The organism is Achromobacter sp. FW305-C-28, assembly GCF_058783235.1.
Map to the genome: position 1 here is coordinate 262,354 of NZ_JBYSYL010000002.1, position 16,831 is coordinate 279,184.

16 protein-coding genes are annotated in these 16,831 nt (G+C 67.2%); 13 read left to right on the top strand and 3 right to left on the bottom strand.

What is annotated here, in order from left to right:
• Positions 1–6: 6 nt before the first annotated feature.
• The 8 genes from AC3WMR_RS06130 (at position 7) to flhF (ending at position 10,926) form a co-directional block, all read left to right on the top strand.
• Positions 7–861 (top strand): CheR family methyltransferase, encoded by an 855-nt coding sequence (locus AC3WMR_RS06130; RefSeq protein WP_025138905.1) that lies wholly within the window; start codon positions 7–9, stop codon positions 859–861.
• A gap of 28 nt (positions 862–889) precedes the next feature.
• Positions 890–1,948: a protein-glutamate methylesterase/protein-glutamine glutaminase gene (locus tag AC3WMR_RS06135; RefSeq protein WP_492263762.1), complete on the top strand. Its 1,059-nt coding sequence runs from the start codon at positions 890–892 to the stop codon at positions 1,946–1,948.
• Between the two features lie 50 nt (positions 1,949–1,998).
• Positions 1,999–2,388 carry a chemotaxis response regulator CheY gene (cheY, locus tag AC3WMR_RS06140; RefSeq protein WP_025138903.1) on the top strand — a complete coding sequence of 130 codons (390 nt, stop codon included), beginning with the start codon at positions 1,999–2,001 and terminating at the stop codon, positions 2,386–2,388.
• Between the two features lie 9 nt (positions 2,389–2,397).
• Complete coding sequence (gene cheZ, locus AC3WMR_RS06145; RefSeq protein ID WP_492263761.1) at positions 2,398–3,030, top strand: protein phosphatase CheZ; 633 nt, start codon at positions 2,398–2,400, stop codon at positions 3,028–3,030.
• Positions 3,031–3,238: 208 nt separating this feature from the next.
• On the top strand, positions 3,239–4,786 hold the full coding sequence (locus AC3WMR_RS06150) for a methyl-accepting chemotaxis protein (RefSeq protein ID WP_492263760.1): 1,548 nt from the start codon (positions 3,239–3,241) through the stop codon (positions 4,784–4,786).
• Positions 4,787–4,903: 117 nt separating this feature from the next.
• Positions 4,904–6,058 carry a flagellar biosynthesis protein FlhB gene (gene flhB, locus AC3WMR_RS06155; RefSeq protein ID WP_492263759.1) on the top strand — a complete coding sequence of 385 codons (1,155 nt, stop codon included), beginning with the start codon at positions 4,904–4,906 and terminating at the stop codon, positions 6,056–6,058.
• Between the two features lie 3 nt (positions 6,059–6,061).
• Positions 6,062–8,182 carry a flagellar biosynthesis protein FlhA gene (gene flhA, locus AC3WMR_RS06160; RefSeq protein WP_492263758.1) on the top strand — a complete coding sequence of 707 codons (2,121 nt, stop codon included), beginning with the start codon at positions 6,062–6,064 and terminating at the stop codon, positions 8,180–8,182.
• Positions 8,179–10,926 carry a flagellar biosynthesis GTPase FlhF gene (gene flhF, locus AC3WMR_RS06165; RefSeq protein WP_492263757.1) on the top strand — a complete coding sequence of 916 codons (2,748 nt, stop codon included), beginning with the start codon at positions 8,179–8,181 and terminating at the stop codon, positions 10,924–10,926. The genes flhA and flhF overlap by 4 nt, the downstream gene beginning before the upstream one ends.
• A gap of 49 nt (positions 10,927–10,975) precedes the next feature.
• On the opposite strand, the gene AC3WMR_RS06170 is transcribed toward flhF, so the two are convergent.
• The 3 genes from AC3WMR_RS06170 to flgA form a co-directional block, all read right to left on the bottom strand.
• Complete coding sequence (locus AC3WMR_RS06170) at positions 10,976–11,452, bottom strand: flagella synthesis protein FlgN (RefSeq protein ID WP_492263942.1); 477 nt, start codon at positions 11,450–11,452, stop codon at positions 10,976–10,978.
• A 68-nt stretch (positions 11,453–11,520) separates the two neighbouring features.
• On the bottom strand, positions 11,521–11,814 hold the full coding sequence (gene flgM / locus AC3WMR_RS06175) for a flagellar biosynthesis anti-sigma factor FlgM (protein WP_006385251.1): 294 nt from the start codon (positions 11,812–11,814) through the stop codon (positions 11,521–11,523).
• Positions 11,815–11,941: 127 nt separating this feature from the next.
• Positions 11,942–12,655, bottom strand: coding sequence for a flagellar basal body P-ring formation chaperone FlgA (flgA, locus tag AC3WMR_RS06180; protein ID WP_492263756.1), 714 nt, complete (start codon positions 12,653–12,655; stop codon positions 11,942–11,944).
• Positions 12,656–12,823: 168 nt separating this feature from the next.
• Here flgA and flgB point away from each other — a divergent pair, with 168 nt between their 5' ends.
• From flgB to AC3WMR_RS06205, 5 genes are all read left to right on the top strand, one after another.
• Positions 12,824–13,231 carry a flagellar basal body rod protein FlgB gene (gene flgB / locus AC3WMR_RS06185; RefSeq protein WP_025138895.1) on the top strand — a complete coding sequence of 136 codons (408 nt, stop codon included), beginning with the start codon at positions 12,824–12,826 and terminating at the stop codon, positions 13,229–13,231.
• Between the two features lie 22 nt (positions 13,232–13,253).
• Complete coding sequence (gene flgC, locus AC3WMR_RS06190; RefSeq protein WP_175193814.1) at positions 13,254–13,673, top strand: flagellar basal body rod protein FlgC; 420 nt, start codon at positions 13,254–13,256, stop codon at positions 13,671–13,673.
• A 57-nt stretch (positions 13,674–13,730) separates the two neighbouring features.
• Positions 13,731–14,429 (top strand): flagellar hook capping FlgD N-terminal domain-containing protein, encoded by a 699-nt coding sequence (locus tag AC3WMR_RS06195; RefSeq protein ID WP_492263755.1) that lies wholly within the window; start codon positions 13,731–13,733, stop codon positions 14,427–14,429.
• A 70-nt stretch (positions 14,430–14,499) separates the two neighbouring features.
• The gene (locus AC3WMR_RS06200) at positions 14,500–15,987 is read left to right on the top strand and encodes a flagellar hook-basal body complex protein (RefSeq protein WP_492263754.1); all 1,488 of its coding nucleotides are present in this window, start codon (positions 14,500–14,502) and stop codon (positions 15,985–15,987) included.
• 38 nt (positions 15,988–16,025) lie between these two features.
• The gene (locus AC3WMR_RS06205; RefSeq protein ID WP_263912020.1) at positions 16,026–16,787 is read left to right on the top strand and encodes a flagellar basal body rod protein FlgF; all 762 of its coding nucleotides are present in this window, start codon (positions 16,026–16,028) and stop codon (positions 16,785–16,787) included.
• Positions 16,788–16,831: the final 44 nt, after the last annotated feature.

Below are 16,831 nucleotides of genomic sequence, written 5' to 3' on the forward strand. Positions count from 1 at the left end.
GCAGTGGTGGCGACAGCAGCAAACACGGCGCCGTCCATTTCGGTGGACCGCCAATTCGATTTTCGCGACGCGGATTTCACCCGCGTGCGCAAGATGATCCACGCGCGTGCCGGCATTTCGCTGGGCACGCACAAGCGCGAAATGGTCTACAGCCGCTTGGCGCGGCGCCTGCGGGCGCTGGGCCGGCAGGACTTCGGCAGTTACCTGGACCAGCTTGAAAACGAGCCCGACGCGGCCGAATGGGAAGACTTCGTCAACGCCTTGACGACCAACCTGACGGCGTTTTTCCGCGAATCGCATCATTTCCCGATCCTGGCCGATTTCGCGCAAAAGCGCGGCGGCCCGGTATCGGTGTGGTGCTGTGCGGCGTCGACCGGCGAAGAGCCGTATTCCATCGCCATCACCCTGGCCGAGGCGCTGGGCGCCCGGGCCAGCGGCTGCTCGGTGCTGGCGACCGACATCGACACCAATGTGCTGAATCGGGCGCGCACGGCGGTCTATCCGGCCGAACGCGTGGCCAAGATGGAAGACAGCCGGCTCAAACGGTTCTTCCTGAAAGGCCGCGGCGCCAACGAGGGCCAGGTGCGGGTGCGGCCCGAGATCGCGGACATGGTGCGGTACGAAACCTTGAACCTGCTGGCGCCGTCCTGGCCGATCAGCGAAAAGTTCGATGTGATCTTCTGCCGCAACGTGATGATCTATTTCGATAAACCGACCCAGGCGAAGATCCTTGAGCGCTTTGTTCCGCTGCTCAAGCCGGGCGGCCTGCTGTTTGCGGGCCATTCCGAGAACTTCACCTACATCAGTCGGGATTTCCGTCTGCGCGGGCAGACCGTATACGAATGCGCGGGTCGTGCGTAAAGCTACGTGAGACTGAGGCGGCAAAACAATGCAAAAAATAAGAGTGTTATGTGTGGACGACTCCGCGCTGGTGCGGGGGCTGATGACCGAGATCATCAACAGCCAGCCGGACATGGAGGTCGTCGCGACCGCGCCCGACCCGCTGGTGGCGCGTGAACTGATCAAGAAGCACAACCCGGACGTGCTGACGCTGGACGTGGAAATGCCCCGCATGGACGGGCTGGATTTCCTGGAAAAGCTGATGCGCCTGCGGCCGATGCCGGTGGTGATGGTGTCGTCGCTGACCGAGCGCGGCGGCGAAATCACGCTGCGCGCCCTGGAACTGGGCGCCATCGATTTCGTGACCAAGCCCAAGCTGGGCATCCGCGACGGGCTGCTGGAATACACGGAACTGATCGCCGACAAGATCCGCGCGGCCTCGCGCGCCAAGCTGCGCGCACCCAGCCCGCACGCGGCGCCGTCGGCGCCGTCGCCGATGTTGCGCCGGCCGCTGTCCAGCTCGGAAAAGCTGGTGATCGTGGGCGCGTCCACGGGCGGCACGGAAGCCATCCGGGAGGTGTTGCAGCCGTTGCCGCCGGACAGCCCGGCCATTCTCATCACGCAGCACATGCCGGCCGGTTTCACGCGGTCGTTCGCGCAGCGCCTGGATGCGTTGTGCGCGGTGACGGTGCGAGAGGCCGTGCACGGTGAACGCGTGCTGCCCGGCCACGTCTACCTGGCGCCGGGCGGCGACACGCACATGCGGCTGGGCCGCAGCGGCGCCAACTACGTGATCGAGCTGGACGCCAGCGAACCCGTCAATCGCCACCGCCCGTCGGTGGATGTACTGTTTAATTCCGCCGCCGTGGCAGCGGGCAAGAACGCCATCGGCGTCATCCTGACCGGGATGGGCAAGGACGGAGCGGCCGGCATGCTGGCCATGCACCGCGCCGGCGCCCACACCATTGCGCAGGATGAAGCCAGTTGCGTGGTCTTCGGCATGCCCCGGGAGGCTATCGCGATAGGCGCGGCTGACGAAGTGGTGCCGCTGTCGGCGATGAGTGAGCGCATTCTGACTCGCCTGGGCGACCGGGGGCACCGCGTTTGACGCGGACGTCTCCCCGATCGGTCTCAAGCACATTTCTTTTGGAGTAGAAGATGGTAGACAAGGGCATCAAGATTCTGGTGGTGGATGACTTCCCCACTATGCGGCGGATCATCCGCAACCTGCTCAAAGAGCTGGGTTTCGAGAACGTGGATGAGGCCGAAGACGGCGCCATCGGCCTGGAAAAGCTGCGTAACGGCGGCTTCCAGTTCGTCGTGTCCGACTGGAACATGCCCAACCTGGACGGCCTGGAAATGCTCAAGCAGATCCGCGCCGATGCCGCGCTGGCTTCGCTGCCGGTGCTGATGGTGACGGCCGAGGCCAAGAAGGAAAACATCGTTGCGGCGGCCCAGGCCGGCGCCAACGGCTACGTGGTCAAGCCTTTCACCGCGGCGACGCTGGAAGAGAAGCTGGTCAAGATCTTCGAGAAAATTGCCGGCTGAGGTGCGTGAATGAGCACGACGCAGAATGTTGACCCGGCCGAATCCCCGGACCTGATCCACCGCATCGCCTCGCTGACCCGCATGCTGCGCGACAGCATGCGCGAGCTGGGCCTGGACCAGGCCATCAAGGACGCGGCCAACGCCATTCCCGACGCCCGCGACCGCCTGCGCTACGTGGCGCAGATGACCGAACAGGCCGCCAACCGCGTGCTGAACGCGACCGAGGCCGCCGGCCCGATCCAGGATGGCATGTCGCGCTCGGCCCAGGCGCTGGATGCCCGCTGGCAGCAATGGTATGACCAGCCGCTGGAATTGCCCGAGGCCCGCGAACTGGTCAAGGACACGCGCGCCTTCCTGCAGGACGTGCCCAAGCAGACGCAGCAGACCCAGTCCAAGCTGATGGAAATCATCATGGCGCAGGACTTCCAGGACCTGACCGGCCAGGTCATCATGCGCATGATGGACGTGGTCGGCGCGATCGAGCGCGAACTGCTGCAGGTGCTGCTGGACAACGTGCCGCAAGAGCGCCGCGACGAGGCCAACAGCCTGCTCAACGGCCCGCAGGTCAGCCCGCAAGGCAAGACCGACGTGGTCACCAGCCAGGATCAGGTCGACGACCTGCTGGCCAGCCTGGGTTTCTGACCCGGACTCGGCGGCGGCCGGGGCTTGTCCCGTCCGCCGCTTTGCTTGACCGGGCATGGTCGTATTCCCTAAGAGTACGAAGCCGCATGCTTGGGTAGACTGCACAACCATAAGAATCGGGGCCAGCAGCAGGAGACAGGGCGCGCCCGCCGCGCCCAGGCAACGGATGCCCATAGAAGGCGATCCGGGCCGCACAAGGAGGTGCATCGTGGCCAGATCCGTATTCGCATTCGGAGGCATCTGGGGTTTACTGCGCCGGCTCAATCGCGGCCGCGCCGCGCTGTCCGATCGCCCGCTATCCGTCAGTCCGGCCGCCTGGCCGCTTTACCGCTTTTTGTCCGGCATCCGCAGCCGCGTCGTGACCGTGCGGCAATCCAGCATCGAAATCGCCCTGAACACCGCCCGTACCCAGTTCCAGGCGGGGCGCTGTGCCGTGCTGGCGCAGGAGCAGGCGCGCGCGGCCGAGGCCCTGGCCGCCAGTGGCGCCCAGATAGCAGCCCTGTCCGCGTCCACCTCGACCCATGCGCGCGAGATCGCACAGGTGTCGGGCCAGCACCTGCGGGCCGCCGAGCAGGCGCTGGCGGAACTGTCCGAGGTCAAGGAGCGGGTCGACCGCATGACCCGCGAGATGGCCACGTTCACGACGGTGGTGGAACAACTGACCGGCCGGGCGCGCTCGGTGGGCGACATCAGCAAGCTGATCAAGGACATTGCCTTGCAGACCCAGCTGCTGGCGCTGAACGCCGGCGTCGAGGCGGCGAGGGCGGGCGACGCCGGCCGCGGCTTCGCGGTGGTGGCCAGCGAAGTCGGCCGGCTGGCCGAGCGGGTCAATGCGGCGACCAGCGATATCGGTCGCCATACCGGCGAAATGCTGGAACTGGTGGATTCGACCCAGCGCCAGACCGGCCTGTTGCGGGAAGACGTCGACGCTTCGGGCGCCGTGCTGGGCAAGACCCGCCAGGATTTCCAGCATTTCGTGCGCGACTTCGACAGCATGAACCGCCAGGTGGGCGAGGTGGTTCAGGCGATCGGCGAGGTCGACGCCACCAACCACGGCATGAGCCAGGACGTCAGCCGGATCGCGGCCCTGAGCGCCGACGTGCGCGAGCGGGTGGCCAGCATGTCTGGCGAAATCGACCGCATCCGGCGCCAGACCGAGAGCGTGCAGGAAGTGCTGTCGGACATGCGTACGGGCAATACGGCGTTCGACCGGCTGTCGGAGACGCTGGATGCCTTCCGGCTGGCGGCCATCCGGCTGCTCGAACACGCCCAGGGGCGCGGGCTGGACGTGTTCGACCGTCACTACCAGCGGATCGCGGGCAGCGAGCCGCCGCGCTATCACACGGCGTATGACCAGGGCATCGACGAGGCCCTGACGCGCCTGCTGGACAGCGTGCTGGAAGCGGTACCCGGCGGCAGTTACACCTTGCTGGTGGATCAGCGCGGTTACGCCCCGGCCCATAACAGCCGCTATTCGCACCCGCCCAGCGGCGATCCGGCCCAGGACATCCTGCGCTCGCGTCACAAGCGCATCTTCAACGACCCGGTGGGGGCCCGCCTGGCGGCGAACACCGAAACGCTGCTGTTCCAGACCTATTCCCGGGATACCGGCGAGATCGTCAACGACATTTCGGTGCCCCTGTACCTGGACGGCGAGCACTGGGGCGCGGTCCGGATCGGGCTGGATTACATGCGCTTCCAGGCTGCCCTGGCGGCTGGCGAACCCGGCCGGCACCCGCTGGCGGCGGCGGGCTGAGGAATAGCGCCGCTTTCCCCCCGTTTCTTGGCTTATCGCCAAACGGCCATGCCACCTAGAATCTCGGCGGGCAGCTCGTAATCCGTCAATCCGCGAGCCGCAACGACACCGCAGAGCATGGCCGAAGAAAGCGACCTCGAGAAATCCGAAGCCGCCTCTCCCAGGCGCCTGGAAAAGGCGCGCGAGGAGGGGCAGATTGCGCGTTCCCGGGAACTGGGCACGTTCATGATGCTGGCCGCCGGTGTCGGGGCGATCTGGATGGGCGGCGGCTCGCTTTATCGGGGACTGAGCGGGGTGCTGCGCGGCGGACTGGCGTTCGACCAGCGCGTGGTGTCCGACCCGGGCGTGATGGTCGAACTGGCGGTCAATGGCTTTGGCCATGCCCTGATGGTGATCCTGCCGATCTTTGGCCTGCTGGCCGTGATTGCCGTGCTGTCCAGCGTGTTGCTGGGCGGCATCGTGATCTCGGGCAAGCCGTTGTCGCCGAATTTCTCCAAGCTGAGCCTGTTTGCCGGTCTGAAGCGGATGTTCTCGGCGCAGACCGTCGTGGAACTGGTCAAAGCGCTGGCCAAGGCGCTGCTGGTGGGCGGCGTGGCCGTCTGGATCATCTGGCGCTACCACGACGACATGCTGGGCCTGATGCACGTGGCGCCCACGGCGGCGCTGACCAAGGCCCTGACCCTGGTGGCGATGTGCTGCGCCTTCATCGTGGCCTCGCTGATGGTGATCGTGATGCTGGATGTGCCGTGGCAGATCTGGAGCCACCTGAAAAAGCTGCGCATGTCCAAGGAGGACGTGCGCCAGGAACACAAGGAAAGCGAGGGCGACCCCCACACCAAGGCCCGCATCCGCCAGCAGCAGCGCCAGGCCGCGCGCCGCCGGATGATGTCCGAAGTGCCCAACGCCGACGTGGTCGTGACCAACCCGACCCACTACGCGGTGGCGCTGAAGTACGAAGAAGACAAGAACGGCGCGCCGCGGGTGCTGGCCAAGGGCACCGGGCTGATCGCGGCCAAGATCCGCGAATTGGCCGCCGAACACCGTATCCCCACCTTGGAAGCGCCGCCGCTGGCGCGCGCCCTGTATCAACACGTCGAGCTGGGCAAAGAAATCCCGGCCGAGCTATATACCGCGGTCGCGGAAGTGCTGGCGTGGGTCTTCCAGTTGCGCTCATGGCGTTCGGGATGGGGGGTCGAACCGACGGCGCCGTCGTCCCTGCCCGTGCCGGCCGACCTGGACCCGCATGCCAAAACCGCAGCACAAGGAGTGTAAGGAATGAGCGCTTTGCTCACCATGTTGAAAAGCAGCGGAGGCACGCACGCGCGCCTTCTGGCCGGCCCCGTCCTGATCGTGATGGTGCTGGGCATGATGGTGCTGCCGCTGCCCACCTTCCTCTTGGACTTGCTGTTCACCTTCAACATCGCCTTGTCGGTGATGATCCTGCTGGTGGCCATGTTCACGCGCAAGCCGCTGGACTTCGCGGCCTTTCCGGCCGTGCTGCTGTTCGCCACGCTGCTGCGCCTGTCGCTGAACGTCGCCTCGACCCGGGTGGTGCTGCTGCATGGCCACACCGGGCCGGACGCCGCGGGCAAGGTGATCGAGGCCTTCGGCCACTTCCTGGTGGGCGGCAACTTCGCCGTCGGTATCATCGTCTTCATCATCCTGACGATCATCAACTTCATCGTCATCACCAAGGGTGCGGGCCGTATCGCCGAAGTCGGCGCGCGCTTCACCCTGGACGCCATGCCCGGCAAGCAGATGGCCATCGACGCCGACCTGAACGCCGGCCTGATCGGCGAGGACGAGGCTCGCCGGCGCCGCGCCGAGGTCTCGCAGGAATCCGACTTCTTCGGCTCGATGGACGGCGCCAGCAAGTTCGTGCGCGGCGACGCCATCGCCGGCCTGCTGATCATGGCCATCAACATCATCGGCGGCCTGATCGTGGGCGTGGCCCAGCACGACATGTCGATGAGCGATTCGGCCCGCGTCTACACGCTGCTGACCATCGGTGACGGCCTGGTGGCCCAGATCCCGGCGCTGGTGATCTCCACCGCCGCGGGCGTGGTCGTGTCGCGCGTGTCGACCGACCAGGACATCGGCCAGCAGATCATCAGCCAGCTGTTCTCGAACCCCGCCGTGCTGTTCCTGACGGCTGGCATCATCGGCATCATGGGCCTGATTCCCAACATGCCGCACATCGCCTTCCTGACCCTGGCCGGCGGCCTGGCCTGGGGCGGCTGGGCGTTGCAGAAGCGGCGCAAGGCGGCCGAGGCGGCTGCCCGGGACGTGCCGCAGCAGGCCGTGACGCAGGCGCAGGCCGCGGCGGCCGAAGCGAGCTGGGACGACGTGTCGATGGTGGACCAGCTGGGGCTGGAAGTGGGCTACCGGCTGATTCCGCTGGTGGACCACGCCCAGAACGGCGAGCTGCTGCACCGCATCCGCAGCCTGCGCAAGAAGTTCGCCCAGGACGTGGGTTTCCTGCCGCCGGTGGTGCACATCCGCGACAACCTCGAACTCAAGCCCAACGACTATCGCATCCTCTTGTCCGGCGTCGAGATCGGCCACGGCGTGGCCATGCCGGGCCAGTGGCTGGCCATCGACCCGGGCGGCGTCACCATGCAGATCAAGGGCACGCCCACCACCGATCCGGCGTTCGGCCTGCCGGCGCTGTGGATCGACGGCAGCCTGCGCGACCAGGCCCAGGTGGTCGGTTATACGGTGGTGGATGCCGGCACCGTGGTAGCCACCCATTTGAACCACCTGATGCACCGCCATGGCTCGAACCTGCTGGGCCGCCAGGAAGTGCAGCAGCTGCTGGATCGCATCGGCCGCGACGCGCCCAAGCTGGTCGAGGACCTGGTGCCCAAGACCCTGTCGCTGACCGCGTTGCAGAAGGTGCTGCAGGGCCTGTTGGCCGAGGAAGTGCCGATCCGCGACATGCGCACGATCATCGACACCCTGTCCGAACACGGTCCGCGCCTGGCAGCGCTGGCGGCCGGGGCGGGCGGGCAGCCGGACATCAACGAACTGATCGCGCTGACGCGCCGCGCGCTGGGCCGCGCCATCACCCAGCAATGGTTCCCGGGCGAAGGCGAACTGCGTGTCATCGGGCTGGACGTCAAGCTCGAACGCGTGCTGTCGCAGGCGCTGACCACCAGCGGCGGGCTCGAGCCCGGCCTGGCCGACACGCTGCTGCGCGAGACGCAGGCGGCGGTCGAGCGCCAGGAATCGCAGGGCAACGCGCCGGTGCTGCTGGTGTCGCCGGTGCTGCGCGCGCCGCTGTCGCGCTTCCTGCGCCACCATTTGCCGCAGTTGGGTGTGTTGTCGAATACGGAAATTCCGGATGAGCGCATGGTCCGCGTGACCGCGCTGATCGGCGGGGGTAATGGTCAATGAAGATAAGCCGCTTCTTTGGGGCGAATAGCCGCGACGTCATGCGCCAGGTGCGCCAGGTGCTGGGCCCGGACGCGCTGATCGTGTCGAACCGCAGCGTCGATGGGGGCATTGAGGTGCTGGCCACGGTGGAGGGCGCGTTTGACGACGTGCCGCAGGAATCGCCGCGTCAGTCCGCGCCGCAGGAAACCGCGCCGCAGCCGGCCTACGCCGCGCCTGCCGCCACGCCGCAGCCCGGCTACGCCGCGCCGGCGCGCTCCATCGCCGCCTATCAGTCTGCCTACGCGTCGTCGGCATTGCCGGAGCAGGATGAACTGCAGGAAACGGTCGCACCGTCGGCACCGCCCGTCGTCGCGGCACCGCCTGCCGCCGCCGTGGCCGCGCCCGTCGCGCCGGTGCGCATGGAAATGCCCGCCTTGCCGCCGCTCTCGCGCGAGCAGCCGGCCGCGGCGCAGCCGCCAGTGGCCCGCATGCCTCAGGCGCCCCAGCCGCCCGTCGCGCGCATGCCCGCCATGCCGGCGCCGCAGCCGCCCATGTCGCAACCGACCGCGCCGCAACCGCCCATGTCCCGCATGCCCGACGCGCCCCTGCGCAACGGACCCGTGGTGCCGCCCGCGGTCTTGCCGGGCGATGCCGCGGCCGGCCTGCAGGACGCGATCAGCGCCTTGCGCGGCGCGCTGGAAAGCCGCATGGACGGCCTGCTGTGGGGCGGCCGCCAAGGCCCTGGCCGCGAGCCGGCCGGCGCGGCCTTGTTCCGCAGCCTGCTGGACGCGGGCTTCAGCACCAAGCTCGTGCGCGCGCTGGTCGAGCGCATGCCGGAAGGCATGTCTGCCGAGGCCGCGCTGGCATGGGCCCGCAATGAACTGGTGACCCACTTGCCGGTGCTGGGATCGGAAGACGAATTCCTGGGCGGCGGCGTGTACGCGCTGGTCGGCCCGACCGGCGTGGGCAAGACCACCACGCTGGCCAAGCTGGCGGCGCGCTGCGTGGCCCGCGAGGGCCGCGAGCAGGTGGCCATGCTGACCACCGACAATTTCCGGATCGGCGCACTGGAACAGCTGCAGATCTACGGCCGCCTGATGGGCGTGCCGGCGCACTCGGTGCGCGATGCCGGCGAACTGCGCCGCATCCTGGCCGAACTGGGCAATCGCAAGATCGTGCTGATCGACACCACCGGCATCAGCCAGCGCGACCGCCATGTGGCCGAACAGGCCGCCATGCTGTGCAACGCCGGCAAACCGGTGCGCCGGCTGCTGGTGCTGAACGCCGCCAGCCAGGGCGATACGCTGGACGAAGTGGCGCACGCCTACCGCAACGGCGTGGGCGAAGACGTGGCCGGCTGCATCATCACCAAGCTGGACGAGGCCTCGCGCCTGGGTGCAGCGCTGGACACGGCGATTCGCCACCGGTTGCCGATCCACTATTCGTCTATCGGCCAGAAGGTGCCCGAGCATCTGGAACTGGCCCGCGCCGATGCCCTGATCGACCGCGCTTTCGCCATGGTCGAGCGCGCCCGCGCCCTGTATACCCCCAGCGAGGCCGACCTGGCCTCGCTATGGTCCGCCGCCCCGCGCGACAGCGCCGCCGTCGATCCCGCCCGCCGGCGGCAATTGCTGGCGTCCGCCATCCTGCGTCCGCAGGGCGGCGCGGCCGCCATCGACGCCGCGCAGAACCTGGACGACGCCATCGGCTGGCTCGACAGCGACGCGGCCTGCGTGCAGGCGCGCGCGTCGTGGCGCGAATACGTCAGCGATGGCGCGGGCTCCAGCCTGGCCGCGCTGGGCGAATCGCCCCTGGCGATGGTGCGGCGCGAATTCTCCAGCGCCTGCGGCCGTCATCTGCTGGCCATGCACGGCAAGACCAGCATGAAGGGCGACGGTCTGCCGGGCGGCACGCTGCTCAGTTCGGTCCTGATGAGCGATCGCGGCGCCGCGATGGCCGCGCCGGCCCAGCAGTTGGTGCTGCCGCACGGCATGCTGTCCTCGTTCGATCCCGCCAGCGCGGCCCAGCCGGACACGGCGCTGGCGCTGGAAGCCCGCATCCGCTGGCTGGGCGGCCAGCTCGATCGCCTGCCCGTGGTGCACATGCTGGAAGCCGGCACGTCTGCCTTGTGGCAGAGCCTCTCCGAACAGGGCGTGTCGTGGGTGGCGCGCAACCCGGGCGGCCTGCGCGTGATCCAGGACGAATGCCCCACCAACCTGAATGCAGTGGGCAAGAGCGTGGGCTACCTGCCGGTGGGCCAGCCGGGTGACATGCCCGGCCTGCGCGCCGTGCCGGGTTCGCGGCCGGCGCCTTTGGCCTTGTGGGCCTCGGGCACCGAAATCGGCCTGCCGGGCCGGGGCGATGACACGCGCCTGCGGCTGGTCTGCGCCCGCCTGATCGACACGGCCAGCGGCGAGGTCGCCGGCCAGCTTTTCGGCCTGACCAACCTGACGGCCAGCCAGGCCGATGCCGCCACCGTGGCGCGCTGGCTGGTGTTGCAGGAAGAAGCTCGCGCCGGTTTCCGCTACATGGCCAACGCCTGGCAGGCGCTGCCGGCCGTCGATGGCGCCCACACCCTGGCGCGCCAATCGTTGATGGCCGGCCAGCTGGGCGCGGCGTGCTGGCAACTGGCGCATGCGCCGGCGGCCGACTCGGCCCGCTCGACGCTGTCGGGCGTGGTCAGCGCCGACCGCAAGCTGTCGGGACGTCTGTTGCCAGTCGCGTTGCTGAAAATGTTCGCCCTGCTGGAAATGGCTGAGGGGTAAAACAAAACAGCCCGCTGATGCGGGCTGTTTTCTTTGGGCAGGCTGGCGATCAGCCGGCGACGATGGGCTTGCGGCCCGGGGCACTGCGGGCGCCGCGGCCTTGCGCGTCGTAGGTGGACGTGACGCCCATGCCGCCCAGGTTGCGCAGGGCGTCCAGCGATTGCTGGTTGTAGCGCATGTGCACGTCGATCAGCGCGCCATTGCGCATGTTGATTTCGTTGGCCGACGCGGATTTGCTGAGCAGCGCCTGCCACACGCCCGACAGTTGCGGGTGCAGTACGGCAGCCTGTTCGGTGCCGGCGTGTCCGGCGGGCAGGCCAAGTTCGGCCAGCAGGCCGTCGCGGGCGTGGCTCAGGTCGACCAGTTGCCGGGCGACGTTGCCCTTGCGTTCGGTGACGTCATGCAGCGCGTCGACGTTGCCCGGGCCGACCAGCACCTTGGTTTCTTCTTCCAGGATGGTGGAGAACTCGGTGATCAGGGCATCTTCCTGCTTGAGGCAGGCTTGCAGGGAATCGACAGGGTTCATGGTCATGCGGGTGGCTGCGGGTCGTAAGGAGAATCGGACTGAGGCAAACGGGCCTGCGCGGGGCAGGCCTACTTCAACAGGTCACGGGCGCTGGCGATCAGGCCGTCAGCGATGCGGCTGGTATCGATCTTGAGCTGGCCCGAGGCGATGGCTGCACGGATGGCAGCGACGCGTTCGACATTGATGTCGTTCGAGCCGTCCTGCAGGGCGAGCATTTTGCGCGAGGCCGAGCTCAGCGCGACTTGCGAGCTGCTGGCGCCGCTGCCGCCGCCGGCGCCGTAGGCCTGGGCGACCGAGGACTCGGCGCGGGGGCTGACGGCGTCGGCCGAGATGGGCCGGTTGGTGGTCGAATTGATTTTCAAGGTTTTCTCCGCAGGGCGTCCTGGGTCGATGTGCGACGGTTCCGCCTACTTATGTCTCTGTAACGACAGGGCTGGAAGGAACTTTAGGGTAGACCGGCCTCTGCCGCTGCGCGATATGTAACATAGCCTAAAGTTGTATTTCGACCAGCCCGGCATTGCGCACGACACCCGTTACGACCTGTCCGCTGGCGGTGCGCACCTGCACCGTGGCGCCGGGCGCCGCGTTGTCCAGGGCCTGGCCTTCGCTGCTGACCACGAAGCCGTTGCCGCGGGCGTTGATGCGCACATTGGAACCGCGCGTGACCGACTGGGCGTTGCGCAGGGCCGCGCCCTTGACCGGCTGGCCGGCGTTGATGCGATAGGCCGCCGTCATGCCCACCACGGTGTCCGGGTTGGTGATGACGCCCGGGGGCAGGGCGACCAGGTCGCCGTCGCGTGGCGACAGGTCGGCAGGCGTCAGCGCCTGGCCGGCCGCGATCATGCGCGAGGCCACGTAGTAATAGCCCGGCACGCTGACCGTGGCCTGCACGTAGGTGGTCCAGGACTTGGGCGCATTGCAGCGCACGCCCACGGTCATGCGCGAGCGCGGCTTCATGCCTGCCGGCATAAATGGGGACAAAGCATCGCAGGGCGCCAGCCGCTCGACCCGAGGCGGGTCGATGGCGACCGACGGCTGGCCGGACAGGCCCGCCAGCTGTTCCAGCAGATAGGCCTGCGCGGCGATGACGACCGCCTCGGGCGCCTGGACGGCGGCCTCTTGCGCCTGGGCCGCGGCGGCGGGGGCCAGGAGCAGGGCGGCCAGGCAGGCGGCGCGCGCGCGGATGCTTGCGGGGAATTTCATGATGACTGAATTGTAGAAGCCCGCGCCGCTTGGCAATACGTGAATTGGATGAGAAATGACGGGTTATTTGGCTGATTGTGTTCTGCCTGCGACCCCTATGATGCCGTCATCCAATGGGATAACGGTGTGTCCGCTGTCCCGGGTTTCATCCGTATTGAAGGCGATCCGATGCTAGACAGGCTTAACGAAGATTTCCGCTTCTACCAGCAGTCCCTGGGACTGCGCGCGCAGCGCCAGGAAGTGCTGTCCTCGAACATCGCCAACGCCGACACGCCCAACTACAAGGCGCGTGACTTCGACTTCAAGGCCGCGATGCAGAACGCGATGGAAGGCTCCAAGCGCCTGCCGGACACCTCGCTCACGCTGACGTCGGCGCGCCATATTCCCGCCAAGGCCGTGTCGCAGGGTCCGACGGACCTGCTGTACCGCCTGCCGTACCAGCCCAGCCTGGACGGCAACACGGTGGACATGGACATCGAACGCGTCCAGTTCGCCGACAACACTTTGCACTACCAAAGCACCATGCAGATGCTGTCCGGCCGTATCCGGACCATGATGGCCGCCATCCAGGATTGATTTTCATAAGGAGCCGCAGGCAATGTCCTTGTTGAGCATTTTCGATATCGCCGGTTCGGCGCTTAGCGCGCAATCGCAGCGCATGAACGTGGCGGCCAGCAACATGGCCAACGCCGACAGCGTGGTGGGCCCCGACGGCCAGCCTTACCGCGCCCGCCAGGTGGTGTTCCAGGTCAACCCGTCGGCCGGCCAGGCCCTGGGCCAGGAGATCGGCGGCGTGCGCGTGGCCGGCGTGATCCAGGATCAGTCGCCTCTGAAGCAGGTCTACGACCCCAAGCATCCGCTGGCCGATGCCCAGGGCTACGTCAGCATGCCCAACGTCGATCCGGTGGCCGAAACGGTCAACATGATTGCGGCGTCGCGTTCTTACCAGGCCAACGTCGAAGTGCTGAACACCGCCAAGAGCCTGATGCAGAAGACGCTGACCATCGGTCAGTCCTGATCTCCAGATTCCGCGCGCCGCGCCGCCCGCGCGGAATAATCCAGACAAAGTGAATCCATGACCACCGTCGACCAATCCACGAGCAAGACCGGCCTGGGCCTGGCGCAATCGGGCGCCAACGGCTCGTCCACCGCGCAAGGGCTGCAGGACCAGTTCCTGAAGCTGCTGGTGACGCAGCTGAAGAACCAGGATCCCCTGAACCCGATGCAGAACGCCGAGCTGACCTCACAGCTGGCGCAGATCTCGACGGTGGAAGGCATCAATAACCTGAAGAACACCATGCTGGCCATCAGCGGCCAGATCGACGTGTCGCAGTCCATGAACGCGGTCGCGATGATCGGCAAGGGCGTGCTGATCCCGGGTTCGACGGTCAAGGTGGGGGTGGACGCCGAACATCCGTCCGAACGCGTGGTGACGCCCTACGGTATCGACCTGCAGGGCGACGCCACCAAGGTGCAGGTGCGTATTTCGGACGCCAACGGCGCGGTCGTCCGCACGATGGATCTGGGCCAGAAAGAAGCCGGTGTCTACACGCTGGACTGGGACGGCAAGAACGACGGCGGCCTGGCGATGGAGCCGGGCGCCTACACCGTGTCCATTTCGGCGTCCGACGCCGATGGCAAGAAGGTTTCCGCTGAAGTGCTGAAGTATGGCCAGGTCAAGAGCGTGGCGTACTCCACCAATGGCCTGCGTCTGGACATGGGCCTGGACGGCCAGACCAGCATGCTGGATGTGCGCAAGGTGATCGGCGCCTGACCCGGGCCGGTTTGATTATCAGCCGGCGCCACGGCGGCGGTTTCCACATTAGAGATTAGCGAGAGAAAACATGGGCTTCGGACAAGGATTGAGCGGCTTGAATGCCGCGGCGCAGAACCTGGACGTCATCGGCAACAACATCGCCAACTCGGGCACCGTCGGCTTCAAGTCGTCGACCGCGTCGTTCGCCGACGTGTACGCCAGCTCGCGCGTGGGCCTGGGCACCAAGGTGTCGGCGATCACCCAGCGCTTCACCGTGGGCACGGTCAACGGCGGCGGCGGCGAATACGACATCGCCATCGACGGCGCCAAGGGCATGTTCCGCGTCACGGACCAGAGCGGCGCCGTGATGTACACCCGCAACGGCGAGTTCCTGGTCGACAAGAACAACTTCATCGTCAATGCCCAGGGCTACCGCCTGACCGGCTACCCCGCCGGCGCGATCGGCGCCAACCCGGTCGAGCTGCAGCTGCCCACCGCCAACGTGGCGCCCAAGGCGACCACCACCGCGACCACCGTGGCCAACCTGGACGCCAACGCCAAGGTCATCTACGAAACCAACACCGTGACCTCGCCGGCCGTGAACGGCTCGGTGACGATGACGGGCACCACGCCGCCGTCGCCCGCCACGCAATACGATTTCACGCGTGATCCGGTCGGCAACATCGTGTGGGTGAACCAGCCGCCGGCCGGCACCTATGGCGCCGCGCCCAACCTGGTCACCATCGACGCCGCCGGCGCCGTCACCACGGGCGACCTGGCCCAGGTGCCCGGCTACAAGAACTACACGGCCGCCGTGACCGAAGTCGGCAAGCCGTTCGACCCCAAGGTCACCAGCAGCTACACCAACGCCTCGCCCATGACGGTCTATGACTCGCTGGGCAACTCGCACCAGGTGATGCAGTACTTCGTCAAGCGCGCGGCCGATGCCGCGGGCAACAGCACCTACGACGTCTACTACACGATGGACGGCCAGGCCATGGCCCCCACCACCGAGGCGGCCGGCACGTGGGGCAACCCGACCAAGTTCACGTTCAACAAGGCCGGCGTGATGACCAGCGCCACCACGGTGAACCTGTCGTTCGCGACCCCGGGCGGCGGCACCACGCCCGCCGATCCGCTGGCGATCGCCGTGAACTACACCGGCACCACCCAGTACGGCAGCGCCTACGCGCTCAAGTCCGTGCCCGACGGCTACACCTCGGGTGAATTCCGCGGCATCAACATCGGCGCCGACGGCAGCCTGGTGGCCGACTACACCAACGGCGAAACGTCCGTGGTGGGCACCATCGTGCTGGCCGACTTCGCCAACCTGCAAGGCCTGCAGCCGGTGGGCAACAACGCCTGGAAGGAAACGTCGACCTCCGGCCAGCCGATCCTGGGCCAGCCGGGCAGCAACGGCCTGTCCAAGGTCGTGGGCCAGGCGACCGAAGCGTCGAACGTGGACATGAGCAAGGAGCTGGTCAACATGATCATCGCCCAGCGCACCTACCAGGCCAACTCCCAGACCATCAAGACCCAGGACGAAATCATGCAAGTCCTGATGAACCTGAAGTAATGGCTGACGGGCAAGCGACGACACCGACGGAATAGGCAATGGATCGAATCATCTACACCGCCATGAATGGCGCAGCGCGGATCACGGAGCACCAGGCCGCGCTCTCCAACAACATGGCCAACGTGAACACGCCGGGCTTTCGCGAGCAGATCGCGCTGTACCGGTCGGTTCCGGTGAACGACGGCGTGAGCCTGCCGACGCGTGTCTCGACGGTGGCGTCCACGCCCCGCAACAACTTCGAAATGGGCAACATGCAGACCACGGGCCGCGACCTGGACGTGGCCCTGGCCAGCTCGAACGGCTGGATCGCCGTGCAGACCCCGCAGGGCGAGGCCTATACCCGTGCCGGCAGCCTGCAAGTGGGCGTGAACGGCCTGTTGCAGACGTCGCTGGGCCAGCCGGTGATGTCCGACCAGAACGGCATCATCGACGTGCCCGATCAGGCATCGCTGACGATCACCTCCGACGGCACCATCACGGCCATCGGCGCGGGCGACGCGCCCAACAACATCCTGAACCTGGGGCGCATCAAGCTGGTCAATCCGCCGGAAGCGCAACTGGTGCATGGCGACGATGGCGTGTTCCGCCTGGCGCCGGTCAATGGCCAGCCGGCGCCGCCGGTGCCTGCCGACCCCAGCCTGCGGGTGCTGTCCGGCGTGCTGGAAGGCAGCAACACCAACCCCATGGCAGCGATGGTGGGCATGATCGAAAACGCCCGTCGCTTCGAGCAGCAGATGCAGGTGGTGCAGCAGGCGGATCGCAACGCCGAGCGTGCCAACGGCATTCTGTCGGTCAGCTGATCCCAATAAAAATTTTCGCGGGCGGCCTGGCCGCCGTAGCAGGA